The 22,777-nt window shown below is 68.5% G+C and carries 31 protein-coding genes; 13 read left to right on the top strand and 18 right to left on the bottom strand.

Annotated elements, in window-relative coordinates; genetic code table 11:
- The first annotated feature begins 101 nt into the window (after nt 1-101).
- Genes ACODSY_RS13970 through ACODSY_RS13955 form a run of 4 tightly spaced genes read left to right on the top strand, consistent with a single transcriptional unit; the run spans nt 102 to nt 3,650 of the window.
- A complete protein-coding gene (locus tag ACODSY_RS13970; protein WP_488952363.1) occupies nt 102-1,229 on the top strand; it encodes an MlaE family ABC transporter permease in 1,128 nt (375 codons plus the stop codon).
- A complete protein-coding gene (locus ACODSY_RS13965; protein ID WP_488952362.1) occupies nt 1,226-2,056 on the top strand; it encodes an ABC transporter ATP-binding protein in 831 nt (276 codons plus the stop codon). The genes ACODSY_RS13970 and ACODSY_RS13965 overlap by 4 nt, the downstream gene beginning before the upstream one ends.
- Complete coding sequence (locus tag ACODSY_RS13960) at nt 2,056-3,021, top strand: MlaD family protein (protein ID WP_488952361.1); 966 nt, start codon at nt 2,056-2,058, stop codon at nt 3,019-3,021. The genes ACODSY_RS13965 and ACODSY_RS13960 overlap by 1 nt, the downstream gene beginning before the upstream one ends.
- A complete protein-coding gene (locus ACODSY_RS13955; RefSeq protein WP_488952360.1) occupies nt 3,018-3,650 on the top strand; it encodes an ABC-type transport auxiliary lipoprotein family protein in 633 nt (210 codons plus the stop codon). The genes ACODSY_RS13960 and ACODSY_RS13955 overlap by 4 nt, the downstream gene beginning before the upstream one ends.
- On the opposite strand, the gene folD is transcribed toward ACODSY_RS13955, so the two are convergent.
- The 4 genes from folD to ACODSY_RS13935 are packed head-to-tail and all read right to left on the bottom strand — an operon-like array spanning nt 3,647 to nt 6,661.
- Nucleotides 3,647-4,540 (bottom strand): bifunctional methylenetetrahydrofolate dehydrogenase/methenyltetrahydrofolate cyclohydrolase FolD, encoded by an 894-nt coding sequence (folD, locus tag ACODSY_RS13950; protein ID WP_488952359.1) that lies wholly within the window; start codon nt 4,538-4,540, stop codon nt 3,647-3,649. The genes ACODSY_RS13955 and folD overlap by 4 nt on opposite strands.
- A 17-nt stretch (nt 4,541-4,557) precedes the next feature.
- Entirely contained in the window at nt 4,558-5,019 is a 462-nt protein-coding gene (locus tag ACODSY_RS13945; protein WP_488952358.1) for an NUDIX domain-containing protein, read from the bottom strand.
- A complete protein-coding gene (locus ACODSY_RS13940; RefSeq protein WP_488952357.1) occupies nt 5,019-6,026 on the bottom strand; it encodes a phospholipase C/P1 nuclease family protein in 1,008 nt (335 codons plus the stop codon). Before ACODSY_RS13940 ends, ACODSY_RS13945 begins: the two co-directional genes overlap by 1 nt.
- Before the next feature lie 53 nt (nt 6,027-6,079).
- Entirely contained in the window at nt 6,080-6,661 is a 582-nt protein-coding gene (locus ACODSY_RS13935; protein WP_488952356.1) for a glutathione S-transferase family protein, read from the bottom strand.
- A 187-nt stretch (nt 6,662-6,848) separates the two neighbouring features.
- Between ACODSY_RS13935 and ACODSY_RS13930 the strand changes: the two genes are divergently transcribed.
- Both ACODSY_RS13930 and ACODSY_RS13925 read left to right on the top strand, forming a co-directional pair.
- On the top strand, nt 6,849-7,328 hold the full coding sequence (locus tag ACODSY_RS13930) for a 3D domain-containing protein (protein ID WP_488952355.1): 480 nt from the start codon (nt 6,849-6,851) through the stop codon (nt 7,326-7,328).
- A gap of 17 nt (nt 7,329-7,345) precedes the next feature.
- Nucleotides 7,346-7,903 (top strand): AAA family ATPase, encoded by a 558-nt coding sequence (locus ACODSY_RS13925; RefSeq protein WP_488952495.1) that lies wholly within the window; start codon nt 7,346-7,348, stop codon nt 7,901-7,903.
- On the opposite strand, the gene ACODSY_RS13920 is transcribed toward ACODSY_RS13925, so the two are convergent.
- The 8 genes from ACODSY_RS13920 to cobA form a co-directional block, all read right to left on the bottom strand.
- Nucleotides 7,893-8,069, bottom strand: a complete 177-nt coding sequence (locus tag ACODSY_RS13920) for a hypothetical protein (protein WP_488952354.1) — start codon at nt 8,067-8,069, stop codon at nt 7,893-7,895. The genes ACODSY_RS13925 and ACODSY_RS13920 overlap by 11 nt on opposite strands.
- Nucleotides 8,066-8,926 carry an adenylate/guanylate cyclase domain-containing protein gene (locus tag ACODSY_RS13915; protein WP_488952353.1) on the bottom strand — a complete coding sequence of 287 codons (861 nt, stop codon included), beginning with the start codon at nt 8,924-8,926 and terminating at the stop codon, nt 8,066-8,068. The genes ACODSY_RS13920 and ACODSY_RS13915 overlap by 4 nt, the downstream gene beginning before the upstream one ends.
- A 147-nt stretch (nt 8,927-9,073) precedes the next feature.
- Nucleotides 9,074-9,898, bottom strand: a complete 825-nt coding sequence (locus tag ACODSY_RS13910) for a ferredoxin--NADP reductase (protein WP_488952352.1) — start codon at nt 9,896-9,898, stop codon at nt 9,074-9,076.
- 12 nt (nt 9,899-9,910) lie between these two features.
- On the bottom strand, nt 9,911-10,648 hold the full coding sequence (locus ACODSY_RS13905; protein WP_488952351.1) for a phosphoadenylyl-sulfate reductase: 738 nt from the start codon (nt 10,646-10,648) through the stop codon (nt 9,911-9,913).
- A gap of 3 nt (nt 10,649-10,651) precedes the next feature.
- The gene (locus ACODSY_RS13900; RefSeq protein ID WP_488952350.1) at nt 10,652-11,152 is read right to left on the bottom strand and encodes a DUF934 domain-containing protein; all 501 of its coding nucleotides are present in this window, start codon (nt 11,150-11,152) and stop codon (nt 10,652-10,654) included.
- Nucleotides 11,136-12,791 carry a nitrite/sulfite reductase gene (locus ACODSY_RS13895; protein WP_488952349.1) on the bottom strand — a complete coding sequence of 552 codons (1,656 nt, stop codon included), beginning with the start codon at nt 12,789-12,791 and terminating at the stop codon, nt 11,136-11,138. Before ACODSY_RS13895 ends, ACODSY_RS13900 begins: the two co-directional genes overlap by 17 nt.
- 4 nt (nt 12,792-12,795) lie before the next feature.
- On the bottom strand, nt 12,796-13,155 hold the full coding sequence (locus tag ACODSY_RS13890) for a DUF2849 domain-containing protein (protein ID WP_488952348.1): 360 nt from the start codon (nt 13,153-13,155) through the stop codon (nt 12,796-12,798).
- Nucleotides 13,152-13,991: a uroporphyrinogen-III C-methyltransferase gene (gene cobA / locus ACODSY_RS13885; protein ID WP_488952347.1), complete on the bottom strand. Its 840-nt coding sequence runs from the start codon at nt 13,989-13,991 to the stop codon at nt 13,152-13,154. The genes ACODSY_RS13890 and cobA overlap by 4 nt, the downstream gene beginning before the upstream one ends.
- A 177-nt stretch (nt 13,992-14,168) precedes the next feature.
- On the opposite strand from cobA, the gene gcvA reads away from it, so the two are divergent.
- Entirely contained in the window at nt 14,169-15,125 is a 957-nt protein-coding gene (gene gcvA / locus ACODSY_RS13880) for a transcriptional regulator GcvA (protein ID WP_488952346.1), read from the top strand.
- Between the two features lie 24 nt (nt 15,126-15,149).
- Nucleotides 15,150-15,773 carry a hypothetical protein gene (locus ACODSY_RS13875; protein WP_488952345.1) on the top strand — a complete coding sequence of 208 codons (624 nt, stop codon included), beginning with the start codon at nt 15,150-15,152 and terminating at the stop codon, nt 15,771-15,773.
- On the opposite strand, the gene ACODSY_RS13870 is transcribed toward ACODSY_RS13875, so the two are convergent.
- Nucleotides 15,770-16,066 carry a DUF6958 family protein gene (locus ACODSY_RS13870; RefSeq protein ID WP_488952344.1) on the bottom strand — a complete coding sequence of 99 codons (297 nt, stop codon included), beginning with the start codon at nt 16,064-16,066 and terminating at the stop codon, nt 15,770-15,772. The genes ACODSY_RS13875 and ACODSY_RS13870 overlap by 4 nt on opposite strands.
- Nucleotides 16,067-16,122: 56 nt before the next feature.
- A complete protein-coding gene (locus ACODSY_RS13865) occupies nt 16,123-16,440 on the bottom strand; it encodes an Hpt domain-containing protein (RefSeq protein WP_488952343.1) in 318 nt (105 codons plus the stop codon).
- Nucleotides 16,441-16,563: 123 nt separating this feature from the next.
- Here ACODSY_RS13865 and ACODSY_RS13860 point away from each other — a divergent pair, with 123 nt between their 5' ends.
- The gene (locus ACODSY_RS13860) at nt 16,564-16,911 is read left to right on the top strand and encodes a hypothetical protein (protein ID WP_488952342.1); all 348 of its coding nucleotides are present in this window, start codon (nt 16,564-16,566) and stop codon (nt 16,909-16,911) included.
- Here the strand turns inward: ACODSY_RS13860 and lepB are convergent.
- The gene (gene lepB, locus ACODSY_RS13855) at nt 16,908-17,684 is read right to left on the bottom strand and encodes a signal peptidase I (RefSeq protein WP_488952341.1); all 777 of its coding nucleotides are present in this window, start codon (nt 17,682-17,684) and stop codon (nt 16,908-16,910) included. The two genes, ACODSY_RS13860 and lepB, sit on opposite strands and share 4 nt — an antisense overlap.
- Nucleotides 17,685-17,857: 173 nt before the next feature.
- Between lepB and ACODSY_RS13850 the strand changes: the two genes are divergently transcribed.
- A complete protein-coding gene (locus ACODSY_RS13850; RefSeq protein ID WP_488952340.1) occupies nt 17,858-19,063 on the top strand; it encodes an acetyl-CoA C-acyltransferase in 1,206 nt (401 codons plus the stop codon).
- Here ACODSY_RS13850 and ACODSY_RS13845 read toward each other — a convergent pair.
- Nucleotides 19,060-19,518 (bottom strand): SgcJ/EcaC family oxidoreductase, encoded by a 459-nt coding sequence (locus ACODSY_RS13845; protein WP_488952339.1) that lies wholly within the window; start codon nt 19,516-19,518, stop codon nt 19,060-19,062. The two genes, ACODSY_RS13850 and ACODSY_RS13845, sit on opposite strands and share 4 nt — an antisense overlap.
- A 100-nt stretch (nt 19,519-19,618) precedes the next feature.
- On the opposite strand from ACODSY_RS13845, the gene ACODSY_RS13840 reads away from it, so the two are divergent.
- Genes ACODSY_RS13840 through ACODSY_RS13830 form a run of 3 tightly spaced genes read left to right on the top strand, consistent with a single transcriptional unit; the run spans nt 19,619 to nt 22,265 of the window.
- Nucleotides 19,619-21,097: a carotenoid oxygenase family protein gene (locus ACODSY_RS13840; RefSeq protein WP_488952338.1), complete on the top strand. Its 1,479-nt coding sequence runs from the start codon at nt 19,619-19,621 to the stop codon at nt 21,095-21,097.
- A 16-nt stretch (nt 21,098-21,113) separates the two neighbouring features.
- Nucleotides 21,114-21,869 (top strand): SDR family oxidoreductase, encoded by a 756-nt coding sequence (locus ACODSY_RS13835; RefSeq protein WP_488952337.1) that lies wholly within the window; start codon nt 21,114-21,116, stop codon nt 21,867-21,869.
- Between the two features lie 9 nt (nt 21,870-21,878).
- Nucleotides 21,879-22,265 (top strand): nuclear transport factor 2 family protein, encoded by a 387-nt coding sequence (locus ACODSY_RS13830; protein ID WP_488952336.1) that lies wholly within the window; start codon nt 21,879-21,881, stop codon nt 22,263-22,265.
- Here the strand turns inward: ACODSY_RS13830 and ACODSY_RS13825 are convergent.
- The gene (locus tag ACODSY_RS13825) at nt 22,262-22,570 is read right to left on the bottom strand and encodes a nuclear transport factor 2 family protein (RefSeq protein WP_488952335.1); all 309 of its coding nucleotides are present in this window, start codon (nt 22,568-22,570) and stop codon (nt 22,262-22,264) included. The two genes, ACODSY_RS13830 and ACODSY_RS13825, sit on opposite strands and share 4 nt — an antisense overlap.
- Nucleotides 22,570-22,776: a nuclear transport factor 2 family protein gene (locus tag ACODSY_RS13820; RefSeq protein ID WP_488952334.1), complete on the bottom strand. Its 207-nt coding sequence runs from the start codon at nt 22,774-22,776 to the stop codon at nt 22,570-22,572. Before ACODSY_RS13820 ends, ACODSY_RS13825 begins: the two co-directional genes overlap by 1 nt.
- Nucleotide 22,777: the final 1 nt, after the last annotated feature.

The raw sequence follows: 22,777 nt of genomic DNA, 5'->3' as shown, positions 1-22,777 counted from the left end.
TTCGGGCCCCGGGCTGATCAGGCGAAGGCGCCGTCTTGCGAGGAGGACGAACGGGAACGGGAAGGCTGGACAGCCGCGCCGACGCCCCGGACAACGCCTGTATGGAGAAGCCCGCGCAGTTCCAGATGCAGGCCGCGACGGATCGCCCCACGGCGATCCTCAGCGGAGACTGGACGACGAACCTGCTGGGCGGGGTCGGCGATGCGCTGACGCACGAATTGCGCGGCCGCCAGGACGTCACGCTGGACCTGAACAAGGTGCGCCGGATGGACACCGCGGGCGCCTACGCCATCGTCCGCGCGGTGGGTCGGGGCTTCAGCCTCGATCAGATCGTGGCGCGACCGGAGACCCGCCGCCTGCTGGAGCTCGTGGACAACGCCGTCCGCGTCGAACCGGTGGTGCGACGCGAGCCCAAGGGCTTCCACAACCTCACCATCCGCATCGGCCGCGGCGTGGTGGACTTGGGCATCGAGTTCCTCAGCACCATGGGGTTCCTTGGCCACCTGCTGGTGGTGGCGTTCCGCGCCCTCGCCAATCTGGTGAGCAACCCGCGTAAGGTCCGCTGGGCGCCGATCTTCACCCAGATGGAGCGGGCCGGCCTGGACGCTATCCCGATCGTGGCGATCACCACCCTGTTCATCGGCGCGGTGGTCGCGCTGCTCGGTGTGAACATGCTGCGCCAGTTCGGGGCCGAGGTGTTCGTCGTCGAGCTGATCGGCGTGTCGATGATCCGTGAATTCAACATCGTCATCACGGCCGTGCTGCTCTCCGGGCGGTCGGCGTCCGCCTTCGCCGCCGAGCTCGGCTCGATGAAGATGCAGCAGGAGGTCGACGCGATGCAGGTGATGGGGGTCGACCCGTTCGAGGCCCTGGTGCTGCCCCGTTTCATCGCCCTCCTGGTGACCATCCCCCTCCTGACCTTCGTCGCCACCCTGGCGGGGCTGCTGGGCGGGCTGATCGTGGTTTGGACCACCTTGGGCCTGGGCCCGACCTTCTTCCTCCAGCGCATCGTCGACAACGTGGGCGCGACGCACTTCTGGGTGGCCCTGTCCAAGGCGCCGGTGATGGCCGGGGTCGTGGCCGGGATCGGCTGCCGCCAGGGCCTGCTCGTCGGCGGCGATGTGCAGTCGCTCGGCCAGCGGGTCACCGCCGCCGTCGTCCACGCCATCTTCGCCGTCATCATGATCGATGCGGCCTTCGCGCTCATCTACATGCAGCTCGACATATGACCGACGCCCGCAACGAGAACACCCTCAGCGACGAGGAACTGCTGGACCAATCCGGTCCGGCGATCGAGGTGCGGGGCCTGCGCTCGCAGTTCGGCGATCACGTCGTCCACGACGACCTGGACGTGACCGTGAAGCGCGGGGAGGTGCTGGGCGTGGTCGGCGGGTCGGGCACCGGCAAGTCGGTGCTGCTCAACACCATCATCGGGCTGCGCAATCCCGACGCGGGCACCGTCACGGTCTTCGGCCAGGAACTGAAGCGCGCCTCCCGCCGCCGCTGGAGCGCGCTGGAGCGGTCGTGGGGCGTGTTGTTCCAGGGCGGCGCTCTCTTCTCCAATCTGACCGTGCGCGAGAACGTGGCCGCGCCCATGTTCGAACACACCAGGCTGTCCCGCCGCGAGGCCCATGAGCTGGCCGACCTGAAGATCGCCATGGTGGGCCTGCGCCCCGAGGCGGGGTCGCTGAAGCCGGCGGAGCTTTCGGGGGGCATGAAGAAGCGGGCCGGCCTGGCGCGCGCCCTGGCGCTCGACCCCGAACTGCTGTTCCTGGACGAACCGACCTCCGGCCTCGACCCCATCGGCGCGGCCGCGTTCGACGAACTCATCCGCGACCTGGCCGACAGCCTGGACCTTACGGTGTTCATGATCACCCACGACCTCGACTCCCTCTACGAGATCACCGACCGCGTCGCCGTGCTGGCCGACAAACACGTTGTCGCCACGGCGCCGGTTCGCGAGCTCGAGCGTTCGGATCATCCGTGGATCCGCGAATACTTCCTTGGACCCCGGGGCCGCGCGGCGCGCGACGCCCGAGCAGGGACGAAAGCCTGATGGAAAGAAACGCCAACTACGCCCTGGTGGGGCTTTCCACCCTGATCCTGACGGTCGCGTTGATCGTCTTCGTCGTCTGGCTGGCCCGCGTGCGGATCAACGCCGAGTACGACCTGTACGACATCGTTTTCCAGGGACCGGTCCGTGGCCTGAACGAAGGCGGCGAGGTCCACTTCAACGGCATCAAGGTGGGCGAGGTCACCAAGATCGCCCTCGACAAGTTCAATCCGCGAAACGTCATCGCCCGGGTGCGGGTGACCGAGGACGTGCCGATCCGGGTCGACAGCTATGCGACCCTGGAGCCCCAGGGCATCACGGGCCTGAACTATGTCCAGATCACCGCCGGCACCGGCACGCGGCCACTCCTGAAGGAGGCTGACAAGCCGCGGTGCGAGCGGCTGGGCCTGGGGCGCGACTGCATTCCGGTGATCCGCAGCCAGCGCAGCGCGATCTCCGACCTGCTGGAAGGCGGCGGCACCGTGCTGACCCGGACGATCGAGGCGCTGGACCGCGTGAACCGCGTCCTGTCGGACCAGAACATCAAGACGTTCTCGGCCTCTCTCTCCGACGCCCAGGCGTTCACGGCCGAACTGCGCGAGCGCAAGGCAATCCTTGCCGACGCGCAGAGCGCGCTGCAGCGGATCGATACCGCCGCGGACGAGATCGCCAAGCTCTCGGCCTCCACCCGCAGCGTCGTCGACGGCGAAGGCAAGCGCGCGATCGCCAATCTGGCCGACGCCGCCGAGGAAGCGAAAGCGACCGCTAAGGACGCCCGCGTGATGATCGACCGCCTGCAGGGCCCCACGGCTGACTTCGCGACCAACGGCCTGCCGCAGGTCACCACCGCGGTGATCCAGCTGCAGCAGACGGCCGAGTCGCTGGAACGGCTCATCAACGAGGTCCAATCCAACCCGACCGGCGCGCTCGGCAAGGGCAAGGCCGAGGAAGTGAAGGTGCCCCAATGATGCGACCTGCCGCCCTGCTCCGCCTGACCGCCGTGGCCGCGTCGGCGCTGGCGTTGACCGCCTGCGTGTCGCTGTTGCCCAAGAGCAAGCCGGCGCATCTCTACCGCTTCGGACAGGCCGTTGCGGCGAAGGACGTGGAAGCCGCGGCCGGAACCGTGGGCGTCTTCCGAACCAACGCCACCTTCCAACGAGAGTCCGCCGGCGACCGGCTGCTGACCCTGACCGACGGCAAGGCCGCCTACGTGGCCGAGACCCGATGGATCGCGCCCGCCGCGGTGTTGTGGGACGAGGCCGTTGTCGCGGCCTTCGACGCCGATCCGGGGCATGTGCGCCTGATCGCCCGCGGCGAGCCCGGCGTGGCGGCCTATATCCTTCGTCTCGATGTGCGGAACTTCGAGGCCCACTATGACCACGGCCCCAAGGCGGCGCCGACCATCGTCGTACGCGCGCGGGCCGCTCTAACCGGCGGGACCGACCGTGGCCTCGTTGGCGAGAAGCTCTTTGAGAAGCGGGTGACCGCCAGCGACAACCGCGTCACCGCGATCGTGCCGGCCTACGACCAGGCGGTGCGGGAAGTCCTGGGCGAGGTCGTGGCCTGGACCAACGCGAACGCCAAGCCCCCGTCCTAGGGCTCCAGACCCGCCTGCCGCTTCGCTGCGGTGACGGTGTTCTGGAGGAGGCACGCGACGGTCATCGGGCCCACCCCTTTCGGCACCGGGGTGATGGCGCCCGCGACTTCCAGCGCTTCCTTGTAGTTCACGTCGCCCACCAGCTTGGTCTTGCCCAGGGCGGCCTGTTCGGGATTGTCGAACGGCACGCGGTTGATGCCCACGTCGATGACGCATGCGCCGGGCTTGATCCAGTCGCCTCGGATCATACGGGGCTGGCCGACCGCAGCCACCAGGATGTCGGCGCTGCGGCAGATGCCCGGCAGGTCCACGGTCTTGGAATGGGCCATGGTGACCGTGCAATTCGCCGCCAGCAGCAGCTGCCCGATCGGCTTGCCCACCAGGCGCGAGCGCCCGACCACCACCGCGTGCTTGCCCGTGAGGTCGCCGAGGGTGTCTCGGAGCAGGACCATGCACCCGACGGGCGTGCAGGCCGTCAGGGCCGGCAGCCCGACAGCGAGACGACCGGCGTTGACCACGTGGAGCCCGTCGACGTCCTTGTCCGGATCGATCGCGTCGATGATCGGGCTCTCGTCCAGGTGCTTCGGCAGGGGTAGCTGCACCAGGATGCCGTGGATCTTGGGATCGGCGTTCAGTTCGCGGACGAGCTTCAGCAACTCGTCCTGCGATGTCTCGGCCGCGAGCCGGTGCGTGACTGAGTGCATGCCCGCCGCAAGCGACTGCTCGCCCTTCGACTTCACGTAGGCCTGGCTGGCGGCGTCGTCACCCACCAGCACGACCGCGAGGCCCGGTTGGAGACCATGCTCGGCCTTCAGGCGCGTCACCTCTGCGGCCACCTCGGCCCTCAGGCGCTCGGCGACGGGGAGGCCCTCGATAATCTTCGCTGTCATGGCGCGCTGCTAGCGCCTCAGGCCCGCGCGCGCAATCTCAGCCACGTCACCACCGCCCAGACATGCGATTCCCGGTCCAGCCGCAGCAGAGCCTCGTCAGGAGCGACCCAGACCAACTCGTGATCGTCCTCGATCTTGAGCGCCGGATCCTCGGCTGCGACCCGCCCCGCGAAAAAGGCGCTGCGTGTATTTCGCACCACGCCATCGTTGTGCAGGAAATAGTGGTCGGCATGGACGAAGGGCTCGGCGTCCAGCGCCACGACCAGCCCGGCCTCCTCACCGCATTCACGCACCGCGGCCTCGGCCGCGCTTTCGTCGCCGTCGATGCCGCCGCCCGGCAGGTCGAGGACCAGTCCCCGCGCCTGGCGCTCAACCCGCACCAAGGCCAGCAGGCCGTCCCTTTCGACAACCGCGAAGGCGGCGGGGCGGTCCGGATAGGACGCCCCTGGTTCCGCGCGCCCGAACTGGGGTGTCGTCATCAATCAATGCCATACAGCGACGGATACGGATCGACCTTGCCGTCCAGGACGTCCTTCACCGCCACCGGCTTCCAGCCGATCTTCGAGTTCAGGCTCGCCTGCCAGGCCTCGACGATGACGTCCCGCAGCTCCGAGGCCCCCACGGCGAGCCGCTCGGTAGCCATCGCGGTGCCGCGCGGGTCGCCGGGGGCCATGCCGCCGGCCTTCTCCATTTCGTAGAACGGAATCACCTGCTTCCCTGTGGCGCTGAGGTAGTCGGACACGCGCTGCTCGATGGGGCAGTTGCAGAGGCGCAGCGGCGTGACCTTGGCCGCGACCGCCGCCGGCTTGACGGTGGCCTGGACCAGGTCGCTCTCGAACGGTCCGTGCAGGCGGGCCTTGGAATAGTTGTTCGGGTTCGGCCCGTCGCCCCAACCATTGTAGTGACTGGTCACGTGCAGCGGCTGGCTGCCGTCGCCCACGAAGTGACTGAGCTCGCCGATGCCTTTCAGGATCAAAGCCTCGCGGCGGACGCGGTCGGCGGTGAACCAGGCGCGGTGCGCCTTCCACTTCGGATTGGCTTCAGCCGCGTGCAGGACGCGCCAATAGGCGAAGTCGGTGGTCAGCTGCTGATAGCGGTCGATGATCGAGTACGGCAGGTAGCCGACCTTCCACTGGTCCAGGTTCGCGGCGCGGAGCTGGGTCTCGAACTCGGCGCGGGTCGCCGCCAGCGGCAGCATGGGCGGGCCGCCCAGCAGCTTGCCGTCCTCGTCCAGGTCGATGAAGTGGCCGGGGTCGCGGTCCTGATCGTGCAACTTGCCCGCACCCTTCGACCGATCCGGCTCCCGGGAGAATTCGCCCACGTCGATGACGGCCCGTTTCGTGCGGAGGAAGGCCGGCACATCCGTCGGCAGCGCGCGCATGGCGATCTCGCCCAGCATGCGGTGACCGGTGTTGCCCCAGGCGAAGAGCGAGCTGGGGGCGGCGGCGAGCACGGCGGCGAGCGCCAGGGCGGAAAGGCGTTTCATGCCCCGCTTTTCCCGCCCGCCCGTGACAATGGCAAGCGCGCTCGGGGAGGATCTCAGCCGATGCGCAGGGTCTGCTCGACCCGGGCCACCCAGGCCTTCACGGCCGGATAAGGATCGAGGCTGAAGCCGCCTTCGTGGGCGACCCGCGTGTAGGCCACAACCGCCACGTCGGCGAGGCTGAGCTTGTCGCCCACCAGGAACGGCGACTGGGACAAGCCCAGTTCCAGCCGTTGCAGCGCGCCATTCCCGCGTTCGACCAGGCGAGGCTCGAGGTCCGCGACCGCCTTGCCCAGATAGAGAACCTGGAACCGCGCGACGGCCACGTAGGGCTCGTGGCTGTACTGTTCCCAGAACATCCACTCCAGCATGCGCGCCCGCTCGTAGCGGTCAGCCGGGATCAGCTCCGAGCCCTCGGCGAAATGCAGCAGGATCGCGTTCGACTGGGCCAACGGCCGGCCGTCGTCCAGCACCACCGCGGGGACCTGCCCCGCCGGATTCATCGCCAGATACGCCGGCGTGCGCGACTCGCCCTGGAGGATGTTGGTCTCGATCCAGTCGTACTTCAGGCCCAGAAAATCGGCCGTCCACTTCACCTTCAGGCAGTTGCCGGAGATGCTGTCCCCATAGATTTTCATGCGCCGCTCTCCGGTTGCTGGAGCGCGGCTTTGCGGCGAAATCCCTTGGCGATCAAGCGATACCGGCTGACTTCAACTGTTAGGGAAACTCACAGGCCGCGGCCAATCGCCCTTCCGGGGTTGCCCCGCAGGAGCTCAGCCGGTAGGACTCCGGCCACCAGTTCAACGACGAAGGAGGACGCCGTCCATGCGACGCCGCCTCGCCGCCCTGGCAGTGCTTTCCGCCCTCGGTATCGCTTCCAACGCGCAAGCCGCGACGAACGATCCCGTCGGCGATCTTGTTTCCTCGATCATTTCGGGGGCGCTTCCCGGCTCTGCGGTCTTCAACGTGAAGGCCACGCTTTATCACGCCGGCGCTAAGGGCGTCGGCAGCCTGGACAGCCTTGGCTGCCGCGTGGTGCCGATGCGCACCCTGGCGGTGGACAAGAACATCATTCCGCGCCGCACGGTGGTCTTCATCAAGGAGACCGTGGGACTCAAGATGCCCAACGGCCAGGCGCACGACGGCTACTGGTACGCCTCCGACATCGGCGGCGCGATCAAGGGCCAGCGCATCGACCTCTACACGGGGCACAATGCGGCCTCGATGAAGACGCTGCAGAAGCTGAACCTCGGCACCCTGACCGCGATCAAGGTCGGAAATTTCACGGGCTGCCCGCCCAAGTGACGGGCTAGCCCTCGTCCCTGGGGGCTCCCATCCAAAAACCCAACTTCTTCGTCCTCACCGGCGGCCCCGGCGTGGGCAAGACCACGCTCATTCGCCATCTGCAGGCGATGGGGGAGCTGGTCGTCGAGGAGACGGCGCGCGCCGTGATCCGGGAGCAGCTCGAGACCGGCGGCCGGGGCGCGCCCTGGCCGGACAACGACCTATATGTGGCCCTGTGCTCGGCGCGGGACATCGCGATCTTCGACGCCATGGCCGGGGAGACGCGGCGGGTCTTCTTCGACCGCGGGATCATTGACAGCTACGGCGCGAACGGCTCGACGCCCTCCCCGGCCCTCGTCGAAGCCATCCGGACGCGGCGCTACAACAGAACCGTCTTCGTCCTTCCGCCCTGGCCGGAGATCTACGAGACCGATGCGGAACGAAGGCAGGCTTGGGAAGAAGCCGAGGCGACGTTCGGGCTCATCCAAGGCAGGCTACCGACCCTCGGTTACGCCCCCGTGGTCGTGCCGAAGGCGAGCGTGGCGGATCGGGCGGCCTTCATCCTGGAAGCGGCAGAGGCCACGATCAGCCGATAAGCCGCACAACGACATAGGCGATGGCGGTCCACAGACCCAGCGAGACCACGAGACCGAGGCCGAGGCCGATGCCCGGCGGCAGCGCAGGGGCGGCCTTGTGGGTCGCTTCCGACGCATGGGCGGGGATCGCGGCCTGCGGCACGATGAATTGCGACGACGCACTCATTGCGCAGGCTCCGAAGGCAGGCCCAGCGCGCCGAGGCTGTAGACCCATTGCTTCTCACTGCGGCCGCGCAGGGTGAGGCGGCCGATTTCGGCGAGGCCGGCGTCGGCCGGCAGGCGGCGGGCGGTCTCCTCACCGATCAGCAGAGGGATGTCGTAGACCTTGCACAGCTCTTCGATGCGCGAGGCGACGTTCACCGGGTCACCGAGGACGGAATAGTCGAAGCGCCGGCGGGCGCCCACATTGCCTACGACGCATTCACCCGAGTTGATCCCGATCCCAATCCGGATGGGCGGCAGGTCGACCTCGGCGCCGAACGCGGCGCGCACACGGCGATCGATGTCGTCCACGGCGCCCAGCATCGCCTGGGCGGCCTCGAAGGCGTGGGTGGCATGGTCCGCATCGTCCAGCGGAGCGCCCCAGAAGGCCATCACGCAGTCGCCCATGTACTTGTCGATGGCGCCGCCGTGGGCCAGCACGATCTCGGCCAAGGGGTCGAGGACGGCGTTCATCAAGTCGCTGAGGCGGCGCGGGTTGTCCTTGAGGGCCTCGGCGAGCGCGGTGAAGCCGCGAAGGTCGGCGAACAGCACCGTGACGTCGCGAGTTTCACCGCCCAGGGTCAGGCCGCTCGGGTCGGCCATCAGCCGGTCGAGCACCTGGGGCGAGACGTAGCGGGACAGGGCCTGGCCGGCGCAGCAGCTGCAGGCGCCGGTGGCGACGCTCGGGGCCGAATGTCGCTGGCGCGCCGCGCCCCTAGGAGCCTCGGCCGTCGCGCGCCGACGCGCGTCACGGAACCAGGTCGCAATCTGGGCTACGAGCGTCGGTTGTGCTTCGGGCGTTTCGAAGTAGGTGGCGGACACGGGGGGCTCCTCCAAGCCGTGTCCTCATCTAAGCACGCCCGAATTATGGTTAAAATTTCGGACGAACACCTACGTAGATTCGCTTATGTGTATCCCCGATGACTCCACCATGGGGTTTCCGAAATCTTACTGCACCGCAGCGGACTTCTACGTCTCGACGAACGCCTTCTCGAGAACGAAATCTCCAGGCTGTGCTATGGAACCTTCCTCGTACCCTAGGTCCACCAGCTGTTTCTTAAGATCGGCCAGTACAGACGGGCCACCGCACAGCATCACGCGATCCTCCGCCGGGTTGAACGGGGGTAGGCCCAGGTCGGTGAAAAGCTGGCCCGAGGCGATCAGGTCGGTGATCCGACCCTTGGTACGGAACGCCTCCCGCGTCACCGTCGGATAGTACTTCAGCTTGTCGCCGATCAGCTCGCCCAGGATTTCGTCCTTGGGCAGTTCGTCGAACAGCTCCGCGTAGTTCAGGTCCGCCACCTCGCGCACGGTATGGGTCACGACCACCGTCTCGAAGCGCTCATAAACGTCCGGGTCCCGGGCGAGCGACAGCCAGGGCGCCAGGCCCGTGCCGGTGCCCAGCATGTAGAGCCGCTTTCCAGGCTTCAGTCCGTCCAGCACCAGCGTGCCCGTGGGCTTGCGGCCGATCAGGACCTGGTCGCCGACCTTGATATTCTGCAGCCGCGAGGTCAGCGGACCATCCGGCACCTTGATGGAGTAGAACTCCAGCTCCTCGTGCCACGACGGCGAGGCGATCGAATAGGCGCGGACCAGCGGCTTGCCGTCCTCCTTCTGCAGACCGACCATCACGAACTGCCCGCTGGAGAACCGCAGCGCCGGGTCGCGCGTCGTGCGGAATGAGAACAGGGTCGAGGTCCAGTGGTGCACCCACGTCACGGTCTCGACGAAGAAGGCGCCGGACGCCTTCAGTCCGGCGCTGGCAGCCGGCTGGGCCAAGGTCACGTCGTTCATTCCTGAAAAGCCTTAGATATCGCCGCCGACGTTGTCAGGCGTCCCGGGCGCACGCGCCAGATGGATTCCGCACTCGGTCTTGTCCAGACCCTTCCAGCGCCCGGCGCGGACGTCCTCGCCCTCCTCCGCCGGTTGCGTGCAGGGCCAGCAGCCGATGGAGGGAAAACCCTGGGCGACCAGCGGATGGGCCGGCAGGCCATGTTCGGCGGCATAGGCGTCGAGATCGGCCTTGCCCCAATTGGCCAGCGGATTGAACTTGATCTTCCCTTCCGACGGCTCGACCACCGGCAGGTGGAGGCGGTCGCCGCCGTGGAAGCGCTTGCGGCCGGTGATCCAGGCGTCGAACTCGCCCAGCGCCTTGTCCAGCGGCAGCACCTTGCGCACGTGGCAGCAGGCGTCCGTATCGCTCTGCCACAGCTTGGCCTGTGGATCGGCGGTAGCGAGGTCCTGGTAGCTCGGGCGCAGGTCGCGCACATTCGTGAGGCCCAGGCGCGCCGCGAGCTGCTGGCGGTAGTCGAGCGTCTGACCGAACAGCATGCCGGTGTCGAGGAACAGGACGGCGATGTCCGGCTTCACCTTGGCGGCGATGTCGAGCAGCACCGCGGACTCCGCTCCGAACGAGGAGACCAGCGCCAGCTTGTCGCCGAAGCTCTCAACGGCCGCCTCTAGGATCGTCCGGGGGTGCGCGTGACGCAGTTCGGCGTCGAGGCGCAGGGCCACCGGAGCACGGTCAAGCGAGTCGAAAGCCATGGCTCACGCCTCCCGTTCCGCGAAGGCGGGCTCGCGACCGTCGGCGGCGCGCTGATAGACGTGGCGGAACCGACGGGTGGCCGCCTCCCATTCCTGGGCGCCCGTGCCGTCCGCGGGTTCGAACGCATCGAAGCCGCACCGCAACATGAAGTGCGCCTGCTCGCGCAGCACGTCACCGACCGCCCGGACCTCGCCCACGAACGCATAGCGCTCGCGCAGAAGCCGCGCGTTGGAATAGGCCCGACCGTCGCGGAACTTCGGGAACTCCAGCGCCACCAGGGCGATCCGCGGCAGGTCGTAGACCAGGGCCTCGACTTCCTCGTCGCTCTTCAGGCGCACGCCCACCGCGCGGCCTTCGGAGAGCAGACGCTCGCCCTCGGCCTGGAAGCGGGCGAGCGACAGGATCACATCGCCCTGCGGCAGGTCCTGATCGTCGGCCACGTTGGTGAACGGGTCCTCGACCGGGTACATGTGGCCGTCCTGGACCTTAATTCGCGTCGGCATAGACGGCCTCCTTGAAGGGCGCGACGCCCGTGCGGCGGAAGGTGTCGAGGAAGCGCTCGCCCTCGCGGCGTTCGCGCAGATAGACATCGACCATCTGCTCGACGGCGTCGGTCACGCGGTCGGCCGAGAGCGCCGGGCCCAGCATCGAGCCCAGGCTGGCGTCCTCCTCGCCGGATCCGCCCAGGGTGACCTGGTAGAACTCCTCGCCCTTCTTATCGACGCCCAGGATCCCGATGTGGCCCACGTGGTGGTGACCGCAGGCGTTGATGCAGCCGCTGATCTTGATCTTAAGCTCACCGATCAGCTCGGCGCGGGCCGGATCGGCGAACCGCTTTGCGATGTGCTGCGCCACCGGGATGGCGCGCGCATTCGCCAGGGCGCAGTAGTCAAGGCCCGGGCAGGCGATGATGTCGCTGATCAGGTCGATGTTCGGCGTGGCGAGGCCTGCCCCGTCGAGCGCCGCATAGACCGTGGGGAGATCATCCAGCTTCACGTGGGGCAGGATCAGGTTCTGGGTGTAGTTCACCCGCACCTCGTCCAGCGAATATCGCTCCGCCAGGTCGGCCACGACATTCATCTGGTCCGACGTCATGTCGCCCGGCGTCTGGCCCGGAGCCTTCAGCGAAACGTCGACCAGGGCATAGCCCGGGATCTTGTGCGGGTGGACATTGTTGCGCAGGAACCGCGCGAACCCCGAGTCCCCCGCCTTCAACTGCTCGATGGCCTCCGAGCGCGGCTTCAGCGTCTCGAACTTCGGCGTGAAATCGGCGCGGATGCGGGCCAGCTCCGTGTCTGGGAGATCGATGCGCTCGGGATCGGATTTCGCCCACTCGGCCTCGACCTGACGGGCGAATTCCTCGGCGCCAAGGCTGGCCACCAGCACCTTGATGCGCGCCTTCCAGATGTTGTCGCGCCGGCCGTGGCGATTGTAGACCCGCAGGATCGCCTCCAGGTACGACAGCAGGTGCCGCGTCGGCAGGAACTCGCGGATCGTCGGACCGAGGTAGGGCGTCCGGCCGAGGCCGCCGCCCACCAGCACTTCGAAGCCCAGCTCGCCGCCGCGGCCCCGGCGCATGGCCAGGCCGATGTCGTAGACCTTGGTGGCGGCGCGGTCCTTGGCGGCCGCGGTCACGGCGATCTTGAACTTGCGCGGCAGGAAGCTGAACTCGGGATGCACCGTCGACCACTGACGGATCGCCTCGGCCCAGACGCGCGGATCGTCCAGCTCGTCGGCCGTGGCGCCGGCATAGGGGTCGGCCGTCACGTTGCGGATCGTGTTGCCCGACGTCTGCATGGAGTGCATGCCGACCTCGCCCAGATGCTCCAGGATCGCGGGCGCGTCCTTCAGCTTGATCCAGTGGAGCTGTAGATTGGTGCGGGTCGTGAAGTGGCCGTAGCCCTGGTCGTAGGTCGAGGCGATCCAGGCCAGCTTGCGCAGCTTCTTCGACGTCAGCGTCCCGTAGGGGATGGCGACGCGCAGCATGTAGGCGTGCAGTTGCAGGTAGAGGCCGTTCAACAGCCGGATCGGCTTGAACTGATCTTCGGTGATCTCACCGGCTAGGCGGCGCTCCACCTGCTCGCGGAACTCAGCCACCCGGTCCTGGGTGAACTCCTTGTCGATGGTGTCGTACTGGTACATCGGACTACTTCCGCTTGATCAGGTTGACGCGGCCGGTCGACCGCGCCGCGCCGTGGGCGTGTTGGAGGGCCGCGATATCGTCGCCGCCCAGCGCCTGTTTCCCGTGTTGAGGATGGTTCGAAGGGCCAAGCGCGCGGATCCGCTCGCGGAAGCTGAGCGGCGCCCAGAGCCCCTCCGATTCGATCACGTCGATCAGGTAGGGATCGACAACGACGGTCTGTTGCGACTTGGCCTGGCCCTCGGCCGTTTCGGCCGCCTGGTCGTCGCTGAACAGCTCGGCGTCGCGGAAGCGCGGCACCCACCGGCCCTCGCTCCAGAACACGGCTTCGCCATCGGCCAACAGATTGCCGGTCAGCGCCTTCATGCCCGCGCCTCCTGAATGAAAGTTTCGATGCGAGGCCGGCCTTCGCCCGCCTGGGCGAGCGCCATCGCCTCGCCCACGACCAGCAGCGCCGGGCCGTTGAGGTTCGCGGCGGCCTCGGCGAGGCCGGCCAGCGTCGTGACTAGGCGGCGCTCTTCGGCCCGGCTGGCGTTCTCGACGATCAGCGCCGGGGTCGAGCCCGCTCGTCCGGCGGCCATCAGGCGCGCCGCGATCGGAGCGGACATCGACAGGCCCATGTAGATCACGACCGTCTGGTTGGCCTTGGCCAGGCTCTCCCAATCCAGGTCGGGCTCGCCGCCCTTCGCGGCGTGGCCGGTGACGAAGGTCACGGCCTGGGCCGAGCCGCGATGGGTCAGGGGCGCGCCGGCGCTGGCGCCCGCCGCCAAGGCGGCCGTAACGCCCGGCACGATCCGGCATTCGACGCCGGCCTCGCGGCAGGCTTCCAGTTCCTCGCCGCCGCGGCCGAAGATGAAGGGGTCGCCGCCCTTCAGCCGCACGACCTCCAGGCCTTCCAGGGCGAACGCCACCAGCATGCGGTTGATTTCGTCCTGGCTGTACGAGTGGCGCGACTTGCGCTTGGCGACGCTGATCCGGCGAGCGGCGGCGGGCGCGAGATCCAGGATCTCGTCCGACACCAGCCCGTCGTGCACCACCACCTGAGCGCCCTGCAACGCCTTCAGCGCCTTGATCGTCAGCAGATCGGGGTCGCCCGGTCCGGCGCCCACCAACCACACGCGGCCTGGGTCGCGCGCCCGGCCGTGGCCGCTCAGCACCACAAGGCGCTCGCCACTCCCGCCTTTGCCGTTTCGGACACCCATGTTTAGCTTCTCTATCGACACACCGACCCCGAAATCATGACGGGGCGGACTGGCGCCCGCCCCGCTTGATGTCCGTCGGCGAAAAGGGCCGATACACCGCCGGACGCTTGCAATAAGGGCGGCAAGGGGCCAATTCGCAACCCAAGGACTTCTGCCTGGGGTGTCAGGAATTCTAGGATGGATCGAAACCACCAGCGCCGACGTCTACCGCCGCTCAACGCCCTCAGGGCGTTCGAGGCCGCCGCGCGCCACCTGAACTTCAGCCGGGCCGCGGACGAGCTGTCGGTGACCCCCGGGGCGGTGAGCCAGCAGATCCAGAACCTCGAGGACTATGTCGGGGCGGCGCTCTTCAAGCGCACGCCTAAGGGTCTTCTGCTGACCGACGCGGCCCAGACCGCCCTGCCCGCCCTGCGCGAGGCTTTCGATCGGCTGGCGGAGGCCGCGAGCCTGCTGACCGCCGCCGTCGACGGGCGTCGCCTGACCATCACCGCACCGCCCTCGTTCGCCGCCAAGTGGCTGGCGCCCCGCCTCGGCGCCTTCGAGCGGGCCCACCCCCAGGTCGACGTGTGGCTCAACGCCGGCATGGAGCTGGTGGACCTCAGCGCCGGCGAGGTCGATCTGGCGCTCCGGTATGGGGCGGGCCGCTACCCGGGACTCGAGGTAAAGCGGCTTGTCAGCGAGGCGGTGATTCCGGTGCTGAGCCCCGAGCTCCTGGCGGAGCATCCGCTGGACACGCCGGAAGACCTGGCGAACCACACCCTGCTGCATGACGGCTCGCCCGATATCGACGACAGTTGTCCCGACTGGCCGATGTGGCTGGCGGCGCGCGGCCTGCGCGGCATCGACGGTCATCGCGGCCCGCGCTTCAACCAGTCCAGCCTGGTGATCGAGGCGGCGGCCAACGGCCGCGGCGTGGCCCTGGCCAAGCGCACGCTCGCCCAGGCCGACCTCGATGCGGGGCGCCTGGTGGCGCCGCTGCAGATGGCGCAGGCCGTCGACTTCGCCTACTACCTCGTCCATCCCAAGGCCAAGGGACGGCTGCCGCAGGTGAAGGCCTTCATCGGCTGGATCGAGGCCGAAGCGGAGGCGCACGAGGAAGCCCTGCGGGCCATCGACAACGGCGCCGGGATCTAGGATTTGAGGTTGGCAGGAGGTCTCTTGGCGGCGGTCGTGAGCGCGGTTTCGCTGGCGTCGGGCGACGCGGCGGCGCAGGGGGCGAACTATGTCCAGCGGCTGCGGCTGCAGGCGCAGCTCCAGACCCTGAACGCCGACCTGCTGAGCCACGACAGCGCGACGGCTGTGCTCCAGGCGCTGTGCGACCGCCGCGATCCCGCCGCGCCGCGGATCCTCGCCCAGCAGGTCGAGATTCCGGACGACCTGGCCGCCGCCAACGCCGCCCGCCGCCAGCTGGGCGCCGCCGCGAACGAGCCGCTCAAGCGCCGCCGGGTGGAGCTCAAGTGCGGCGAGGTCGTGCTGTCGCGCGCCGACAACTGGTACCTGCCCGGCCGCCTGACCGCGCAGATGAATGTCGACCTGGAATCGACGCAGCGGCCTTTCGGCGTCGTGGTCCGCCCCTTGAATTTCCAGCGCCGCACTCTGTCGTCACGCCTGTTGTTCCAGCCCTTGCCACCGGGCTGGGAAGCGGCCGATCCCGCCGGCTTCGACGTCGCGGTGACGATCCCGCCGAACGTTCTCCAGCACCGGGCCTATCTTCAGACGCCGGATGGACGCCCGTTCGCCCTGCTGATCGAGACCTATTCCGACCGGGCCCTGATCCCCTAGGCGGCGCGATACCAGCGCAGCGGCTTACCATGGCGCAGGATGACGCCCTTGGCTTCCTGGTCCAGTTGCACGCACTTCAGCCACCAGCCCACCTTGTCCCCACCTGGGAAGAGGGCCTCGGGCAGTCGCGGCAGCGCAGCGGCCTTCAGTTCTGCATACGAGAACCCGGGCTCGGACGTCGGCAGCACCGCAAGGACGGCGTCGCGGGTCGCCTCGAACTTCTCCTTGTTCACGGGCCGCGGCGGGCTGTCCGGGCTGGCGATATTCTCGACGAGGATGGTGTCGGACTTCATACGCTCACTCCCTGGGTTTCCCCATTACGACGAACGAGGCCGGTGCGATCCGACAGTCAGCCGCCACCGATGCGCGTGAGGTAGCCTTCGATCTCGGCCAGGGCGTCGGCCAGCGCGGTGCGCAGCTCAGGCGCCATCGACGCGTCGCCCCGTTCGGCCCGGTCGGCCACCTCGCCCAGCGCGGTCGCGCCGATGCCACGGGCGGAACCCTTGATAGTGTGCGCAAGGTCGCGCCAACCCTCGCCGGGCGCGTCCAGGCGGGCCATCCAGCCCTCGGCCTGCCCTTGGAACAGCGCCAGCACGTCGGTCACCACCGCCATGTCGCCGGCCGCAAACGTCTCCAGATATTCGAAGTCCACCGCGCCGTCGGCCATCTGAGATTCCCCTGTCCGCCGCCGCTGGTAGACGGGTGGCGAGACGGCTTCAACCTGCGTCGAAAACGCGTCCGGACACGATTTCGCTGTCGCGCGGGCGGCGTTTGGGTTTGGATTCCGGCCATGCGCGAACCCAGGCCGCCCAAGAAGAGCGAGTCGCTCGAGATCCGCCTCCCCTACGCCGCCAAGACGGCGTTCATGGAGCGGTGCCGCCGCGAAGGCCGTTCGGCCAGCGAGGCGGTCCGCGCCTTCATCGACCAGCAGGTGGAGGCCCCTGCGCCTCGGGCCAGGACCCACTGGCGCCTGGCCGCCGGCGCGCTGCTCGCCGCGGCGGTCGGCGCAATCGCGGTCCCCTCCCTGGCCCGCCCCAACCCGGCGGATCCGGCCCAGGACCTGCTGCGCCGCGTGGCCTTCGCTCACCTCGACGCCAACCACGACGGCGTGCTGACCCTGGACGAATACCGCCGCTAGCGGACCGCCTTGAAGATCCGGCTGAAGTCGATGTTCCCCCAGGTCCACGGCTTCCACAGCGACGCCCCGCGCCAGGACAGCATCACGAACCGCGCCTGGCCCACGATATTCTCGGCCGGCACGAAGTCGACCCCGCCCGCCGCCCGGGGCCACCGGCTGTCCAGCGAGTTGTCCCGGTTGTCGCCGATCATGAAGTAGCTGCCCTCGGGAACCACGTAGGTCTCGGTGTCGTCGCCCTCGTGCCCTGGTCCGCGGTCGAAGGTGACGTAGGCGCGCCCGTCCGGCCGGCGCTCGACCTTTTCCTGGACCGTCACCTCCGGCGAGCCCGGATCGCGAACGAAGCCGGCCGGCGCCTGGACGATCGGCTCTCCGTTGACGGAGATCACGCCGCCCGCGAACCGTACCCGGTCGCCGGGCAGCCCGATCACGCGCTTGATGTAGTTCTGGCTCATGTCGCGCGGCAGCTTGAAGACCAGCACGTCCCCGCGCTTCGGCCCCTCCGCGGCCAGGATCCGACCGTGCCAAAGGGGCGGGCTGAGCGGGATCGAGTGGCGGCTCCAGCCATAGTCGAACTTCGAGACCACCACGTAGTCCCCGGTCCGCAGGCCGGGCTCCATCGAGTCCGACGGAATCGTGAACGGCTCGAACAGGGCGACACGCAGCACCAGCGCGATCAGCAGCGCCGCGCCGATCGTCTTGACCAACTCCAGCACCTCGGCGGCGAAGGATTTCGGGACGGGAGGGGTAACGGCGGCGTCTTGGGAGATGCTCATGACGATCCTGGACTGACAGCGGCAGACGCCGCGCAATCAGCTCACGCCCGCCAGTTCCCAACCTCAATCGAAGTCGCGTCCGGACCCGATCCAAACCTGTCCGGACAGCGGATCGTGCTTCCCGCGACGGGATAACTTCGTTTACAAGACTGACTCAGGGTGGGAGGAGCGGCATGTCGGTCTACATCTTCGACGCCGTGCGGACGCCGCGCGGGAAAGGTCGCCCGGATGGCTCGCTCGCGGGCGTGAAACCCGCCCGCCTCGTCGGCCAGCTCATTGAGGCGCTGACACAGCGCAACGGACCGGACGCGGTCGCCGCGCCGCGACACTTCACCCTGGGCTGCGTGACCCAGGCGGGCGTCCAGGGCGGCCACATCGCGCTGTCGTCGCGCATCCAGGCGGGGCTGCCGGACGAGATGGCCTGCCTGACGATCAACAACTTCTGCGTCTCGGGCCTCAGCGCCATCGCCGACGCGGCGCGCCGCGTGGAGAGCGGCCAGGTCGAGATGGCGCTGGCCGGGGGCGTCGAGAGCATGTCGCAGACGCCGTTCCTGGCTGACCAGGCCGACTTCTACAGCGACATGGGCATGGCCGCCGCCATGGGCTGGGCGCCGGTGGGCCTGGCGGCCGATCTGCTCGCCACCGCCGAGGGGATCACCCGCGCCGAGATGGACGCTGCCGTCCTGCGCTCGCATCGCCGCGCCGCGGCCGCTTGGTCCGAGGGGCGTTACGACGGCCGCGTGATTCCGGTGACCGGCGCCGGTGGCCAAGTCGCCCTGGCGCGCGACGAGAACATCCGCGACTTCGGCGAGGGCGCGAGCCTGGCCAAGTTCGGTCCGGTCTTCGCCGCCACGGGCGCAGAGGGCTACGACGACATCCTGCTGTCGCACCGGCCGGCCCTCGGCGCCATCGAGCATCCGCACACCGTGGCGCACTGCCCTCCCATCTCGGACGGCGCGGCGCTGGTCCTGCTGGGCACACTGCAAGCTGGGCGCGCGCTGGGCCTCACGCCGCTCGCCCGCATCCGGGCGGTGGGCGAGACGGCCGGCGACCATGTCATGCAGCTCACCGCCGGGTTCTCGGCGATGGACCTCGCCCTCGAGCGCGCCGGCCTCGAACTGGGCGAGGTTGGCGCGGTGGAGTTCATGGAGGCTTTCGCCGCTGTGCCGGTGCTCTTCGAGCGCCGCTATGACCCCGACATGGATCGCGTGAACCCCAACGGCGGCCACCTGGCCATGGGTCATCCCATGGGCGCCACCGGCGCGATCCTCACCACCACCCTGCTGGACGACATGGCCCAGCTCGGCGCCCAGACCGGCCTGGCTGTGGCGACCGGCGGCGTCGGGGTCGGCGCCGCCTTGGTGCTCGAGCGTGCTTAGTGCTCCGCGGCGCCCATCTCCTTCAGGAGCTGGGCCCGGTCGTAGTACTCGCGCCAGGCCTTCACCTTGCCGTCCTTGACGTCCAACACGCCGACGACCGGCACGGCGCCGGGCTTGCCGTTGTAGGTGAAGCGGTCGACGCGCTCGATGAACACCAGCCCGTCGATCACGCCCATGTGCGAAACGTCCAGCACCACCCCGCCCGGCGCGCCTTTGCCCAGCGCCGCGATGCGCTGGTAGATCGCCTCGCGGCCCTTCACCGGCTCGATCATCATCGAGTGGAGGACGCCGTCCTCGGCAAACAGGTCGCCCACCTTGCGCCAGTCGGCGGCCTTCCACGCGGCGATCATCTCCTTCACCACCGCGATACGGCTGGCGTCGGTGTCGGCGGCTTGCGCGGCCATCGGCGCTAGCGCCATCGCAAAGGCCGCGGCGGCCGCAAGAACGATCTTCATGGCTCTCCTCCCAGACTAGTCACTTGCACAACAAGACCATGATGCTAACCTGAGTTCAAGGGCGCGCCGACCCGGCCGCCCACGACTTCGGAGAGCTCGGATGAAGATGGAGCGCTTGCCGCCGGTGCAGACCTCGCTGCTGCCGAGCAACCACCCCTATCTGAGCGGCCCCTGGACCCCCCTGCACGAGGAGGTCAACGCCACAGACCTGGAGGTGATCGAGGGCGCCATCCCGGCCGACATCGACGGCGTCTACGTCCGCAACACCGAGAATCCCGTGCAGCAGCCGCTGGGCCGGCACCATCCTTTCGATGGCGACGGGATGCTTCACCTGATCAGCTTCAAGGACGGCAAGGCCGACTATCGCAACCGGTTCGTCCGCACCCGGGGCTTCGAGGCCGAACAGGAGGCCGGGCAGGCGCTGTGGGGCGGGCTGATGGACGGCCCGGGCACCTCGCTGCGCCCCGGCTTCGGCGCGCACGGCGGCTTGAAGGACACCGCCTCCACCGACGTGGTGGTCCACGGCGGCCGCATCGTCTCCACCTTCTATCAGTGCGGCGAGGCCTATTGGCTGGATCCTGAAACGCTCGAGCAGGGTGGCGTGGCCAGCTGGGGCCCACTGGACGGCGTCTCGGCCCACACCAAGGTCGACGAGGCCACCGGCGAGCTCCTGTTCTTCAACTACTCGAAGTACGCGCCTTACATGCACTACGGCGTCGTGGATAAGGACGGGAAGCTGGCCCACTACGTGCCCGTGCCCTTGCCCGGCGCGCGCCTGCCGCACGACATGACGTTCAGCGCCAACTGGTCGATCCTCAACGACCTGCCGGTGTTCTGGGACGAAGAGCTGCTGAAGCGTGGCATCCACGCCGTGCGGCTGCACCCGGGCATCCCCTCGCGATTCGGGCTCATCCCCCGCCATGGCCAGCCGTCCGAGATCAAGTGGTTCGAGGCTGCCCCCACCTACGTCCTGCACTTCCTCAACGCCTACGAGGAGGGCGACGAAGTGGTGATGGACGGCTACTTCCAGGAGAACCCGACCCCGCGGCCGCTGGCCGACGCGCCGGAAGGTCTTGGCCACATGATGGCCTTCCTGGACGAGCACAGCTTCGTCCCCAAGCTCCACCGCTGGCGCTTCAATCTGAAGACCGGTGAGACCACCGAGAGGCACCTGGACGATCGCATCCTCGAGTTCGGGATGTTCAACCAGCGCTATGCCGGCAAGCCCTACCGCTACGCCTATTCCACCACTTCCAAGCCCGGCTGGTTCCTGTTCACCGGCTTCGTGAAGCACGACCTGGAGACCGGGCAGTCGTGGGAAGTGACCCTGCCCGATGGCCGCTACGCCAGCGAAGCCCCGTTCGTGCCGCGGGTGAACGCCAAGGACGAAGACGACGGGTACCTGGTCAGCTTCATCATCGACGAGAACCGGCAGGCTTCGGAGTGCGTGCTGATCGACTGCAAGCGCTTCGAGGACGGCCCGGTCTGCCGGATCGCCCTGCCGCACAAGATCTCGAGCGGCACGCATTCGGTCTGGGCCGACCGCGCCTTCATTCGCGACCGCCTCGTCGCCGCCTAGACCAAGAGAGCAAGGGATGGAAATCAAGGACAGCGTCGCCCTGGTCACGGGCGGCAACCGCGGCATTGGCGAGGCCTTCGTCCGCGCCTTCCTCGCCGCGGGCGCGGCCAAGGTCTATGTCGGCGCCCGCGACCCGGCCAACGCCCAGCACCTCGTCGACGAAGATCGGCGCGTCGTCGCCGTTCAGCTCGACGTGAGCAAGCCCGAGCAGATCGAGGCCGCGGCCGCCAAATGCCAGGACGTCAGCATCCTGGTGAACAACGCGGGTCAGTTCTCCATGCAGACGCTGCTCAGGGCGCCGGACCTCTCGGCCGCCCGCGCGGAGATGGAGACCAACTATTTCGGTCCGCTGGCCATGTGCCGCGCCTTCGCCCCCATCTTGGCCCGCCATAAGGAAAGCGCGATCGCCAACGTCCTGTCGGCCGGCGGGATCGTCGCCGTGCCCGGCATGGGGGGCTACAGCCCTTCGAAGTTCGCGGGCCGCGCCATGTCCACCTGCCTGCGCGCCGAGCTCGCGCCGCAGAACACCTCGGTCACCGCCCTGATCGTCGGCTCCGTGGACACCCGCATGGCCAGCCATGTGGAGGGGTTCAAGGAAACCCCTGCGACCATCGCCGAGGCCGGCCTGAAGGCGATCCGCAAGGGTGCGACAGAGGTCGACACCGATTTCATGGCCGTCGACGTTCGCGCCAACCTGGCCCGCGACCCCGCCGGCTTCGAACTGCAGATGCGCCGCTCGCTATCGGGCGAACGCGTCACCACCGGCCGCTAGGGGACCGCCATGACTGCGCAGGATTACCTCGACTTCGCCGAGCGCTTCGTGGGCGCGATCCAATCGGGCGACACCGCCACGGTGCGCGCCTGTTACGCCCCGGACGCCAAGCTCTGGCACAACAGCGACGGCATCGAGCAAACGGTCGACCAGAACATGAAGGTGCTGGACTGGTTCATCCGCGCCCTCCCCGACCGCAACTACCGCGTGATCCGGCGCGAAGCCTTGCCCGACGGCTTCCTGCAGCAGCACGTGCTCGAGGCGACCCTGCCCGACGGCAAGAAGTGGGCGATGGACGCGTGCGTGGTGGTCAAAATGGAGAACGGGGTCATCACCCGCCTAGACGAGTACCTCGACTCCGCCCGCTCGGCCGAGTTGCGCGCGTTCGGCCGCTAGCCTTCGTACAGCGGATCGTTCGGCTTCTTGCCGCCGTGCAGGAGGATGGCGGGGTCGCCGATCCCGCCGCGCGCCCAGGTCTCGGCGATGGGCTGCTCGCGGTTCCACTCCCAGCGGAGCTTGCGGTTCGAGATGCGCCACGCGCCGTCCCGCCGCTCGAACCGGTCGATGGCGCGCGCCAGGGTCAGGGTCTCAAACGGCGGCTCGGCGGCCGGATACCGGGCGAACGACAGGTAGTAGCACTCGCTCAGCGCCGCATCGGCGGCGGTCAGCTCGATCAGGACGTTGGTCACCGTATGGGTCATCAGCCGGCCGCTGTGCAGCGCCGGCTTGATCGCCTCGATGTAGTCCGAGGCAGGTCCGAGAACGAGCCGCCGTGATCCTCGACCGCGTCGTCGTGGTAGCAGTCGCGCAGCAGGGTCTCGTCGCCGCGATCGACCGCACGGCTATAGCGCATGAGCACTTCGGTGATCGCCTGCTTGTCCAGCAGGGCGCGGACCTCGGCGTCCATC

The organism is Phenylobacterium sp. FG114, assembly GCF_057809855.1.
The sequence above is the reverse complement of the archived record's forward strand: the minus strand, read 5'-3'. Positions and strand labels throughout refer to the sequence as shown.

What these genes read in the sequence shown, in the direction of transcription:
- ACODSY_RS13935 (WP_488952356.1), bottom strand. Translation starts at nt 6,661, where the DNA reads ATGAAAATCTATGGGGACAGCATCTCCGGCAACTGCCTGAAGGTGAAG.
- lepB (WP_488952341.1), bottom strand. Translation starts at nt 17,684, where the DNA reads ATGAGCATCTCCCAAGACGCCGCCGTTACCCCTCCCGTCCCGAAATCC.
- ACODSY_RS13890 (WP_488952348.1), bottom strand. Translation starts at nt 13,155, where the DNA reads ATGAAGGCGCTGACCGGCAATCTGTTGGCCGATGGCGAAGCCGTGTTC.
- ACODSY_RS13955 (WP_488952360.1), top strand. Translation starts at nt 3,018, where the DNA reads ATGATGCGACCTGCCGCCCTGCTCCGCCTGACCGCCGTGGCCGCGTCG.
- ACODSY_RS13825 (WP_488952335.1), bottom strand. Translation starts at nt 22,570, where the DNA reads ATGACCCATACGGTGACCAACGTCCTGATCGAGCTGACCGCCGCCGAT.
- cobA (WP_488952347.1), bottom strand. Translation starts at nt 13,991, where the DNA reads ATGGGTGTCCGAAACGGCAAAGGCGGGAGTGGCGAGCGCCTTGTGGTG.
- ACODSY_RS13960 (WP_488952361.1), top strand. Translation starts at nt 2,056, where the DNA reads ATGGAAAGAAACGCCAACTACGCCCTGGTGGGGCTTTCCACCCTGATC.
- folD (WP_488952359.1), bottom strand. Translation starts at nt 4,540, where the DNA reads ATGACAGCGAAGATTATCGAGGGCCTCCCCGTCGCCGAGCGCCTGAGG.
- ACODSY_RS13905 (WP_488952351.1), bottom strand. Translation starts at nt 10,648, where the DNA reads ATGGCTTTCGACTCGCTTGACCGTGCTCCGGTGGCCCTGCGCCTCGAC.
- ACODSY_RS13940 (WP_488952357.1), bottom strand. Translation starts at nt 6,026, where the DNA reads ATGAAACGCCTTTCCGCCCTGGCGCTCGCCGCCGTGCTCGCCGCCGCC.
- ACODSY_RS13970 (WP_488952363.1), top strand. Translation starts at nt 102, where the DNA reads ATGGAGAAGCCCGCGCAGTTCCAGATGCAGGCCGCGACGGATCGCCCC.
- ACODSY_RS13870 (WP_488952344.1), bottom strand. Translation starts at nt 16,066, where the DNA reads ATGAAGTCCGACACCATCCTCGTCGAGAATATCGCCAGCCCGGACAGC.
- ACODSY_RS13930 (WP_488952355.1), top strand. Translation starts at nt 6,849, where the DNA reads ATGCGACGCCGCCTCGCCGCCCTGGCAGTGCTTTCCGCCCTCGGTATC.
- ACODSY_RS13820 (WP_488952334.1), bottom strand. Translation starts at nt 22,776, where the DNA reads ATGGACGCCGAGGTCCGCGCCCTGCTGGACAAGCAGGCGATCACCGAA.
- ACODSY_RS13840 (WP_488952338.1), top strand. Translation starts at nt 19,619, where the DNA reads ATGAAGATGGAGCGCTTGCCGCCGGTGCAGACCTCGCTGCTGCCGAGC.
- gcvA (WP_488952346.1), top strand. Translation starts at nt 14,169, where the DNA reads ATGGATCGAAACCACCAGCGCCGACGTCTACCGCCGCTCAACGCCCTC.
- ACODSY_RS13910 (WP_488952352.1), bottom strand. Translation starts at nt 9,898, where the DNA reads ATGAACGACGTGACCTTGGCCCAGCCGGCTGCCAGCGCCGGACTGAAG.
- ACODSY_RS13920 (WP_488952354.1), bottom strand. Translation starts at nt 8,069, where the DNA reads ATGAGTGCGTCGTCGCAATTCATCGTGCCGCAGGCCGCGATCCCCGCC.
- ACODSY_RS13865 (WP_488952343.1), bottom strand. Translation starts at nt 16,440, where the DNA reads ATGGCCGACGGCGCGGTGGACTTCGAATATCTGGAGACGTTTGCGGCC.
- ACODSY_RS13845 (WP_488952339.1), bottom strand. Translation starts at nt 19,518, where the DNA reads ATGAAGATCGTTCTTGCGGCCGCCGCGGCCTTTGCGATGGCGCTAGCG.
- ACODSY_RS13850 (WP_488952340.1), top strand. Translation starts at nt 17,858, where the DNA reads ATGTCGGTCTACATCTTCGACGCCGTGCGGACGCCGCGCGGGAAAGGT.
- ACODSY_RS13860 (WP_488952342.1), top strand. Translation starts at nt 16,564, where the DNA reads ATGCGCGAACCCAGGCCGCCCAAGAAGAGCGAGTCGCTCGAGATCCGC.
- ACODSY_RS13835 (WP_488952337.1), top strand. Translation starts at nt 21,114, where the DNA reads ATGGAAATCAAGGACAGCGTCGCCCTGGTCACGGGCGGCAACCGCGGC.
- ACODSY_RS13900 (WP_488952350.1), bottom strand. Translation starts at nt 11,152, where the DNA reads ATGCCGACGCGAATTAAGGTCCAGGACGGCCACATGTACCCGGTCGAG.
- ACODSY_RS13965 (WP_488952362.1), top strand. Translation starts at nt 1,226, where the DNA reads ATGACCGACGCCCGCAACGAGAACACCCTCAGCGACGAGGAACTGCTG.
- ACODSY_RS13830 (WP_488952336.1), top strand. Translation starts at nt 21,879, where the DNA reads ATGACTGCGCAGGATTACCTCGACTTCGCCGAGCGCTTCGTGGGCGCG.
- ACODSY_RS13945 (WP_488952358.1), bottom strand. Translation starts at nt 5,019, where the DNA reads ATGACGACACCCCAGTTCGGGCGCGCGGAACCAGGGGCGTCCTATCCG.
- ACODSY_RS13895 (WP_488952349.1), bottom strand. Translation starts at nt 12,791, where the DNA reads ATGTACCAGTACGACACCATCGACAAGGAGTTCACCCAGGACCGGGTG.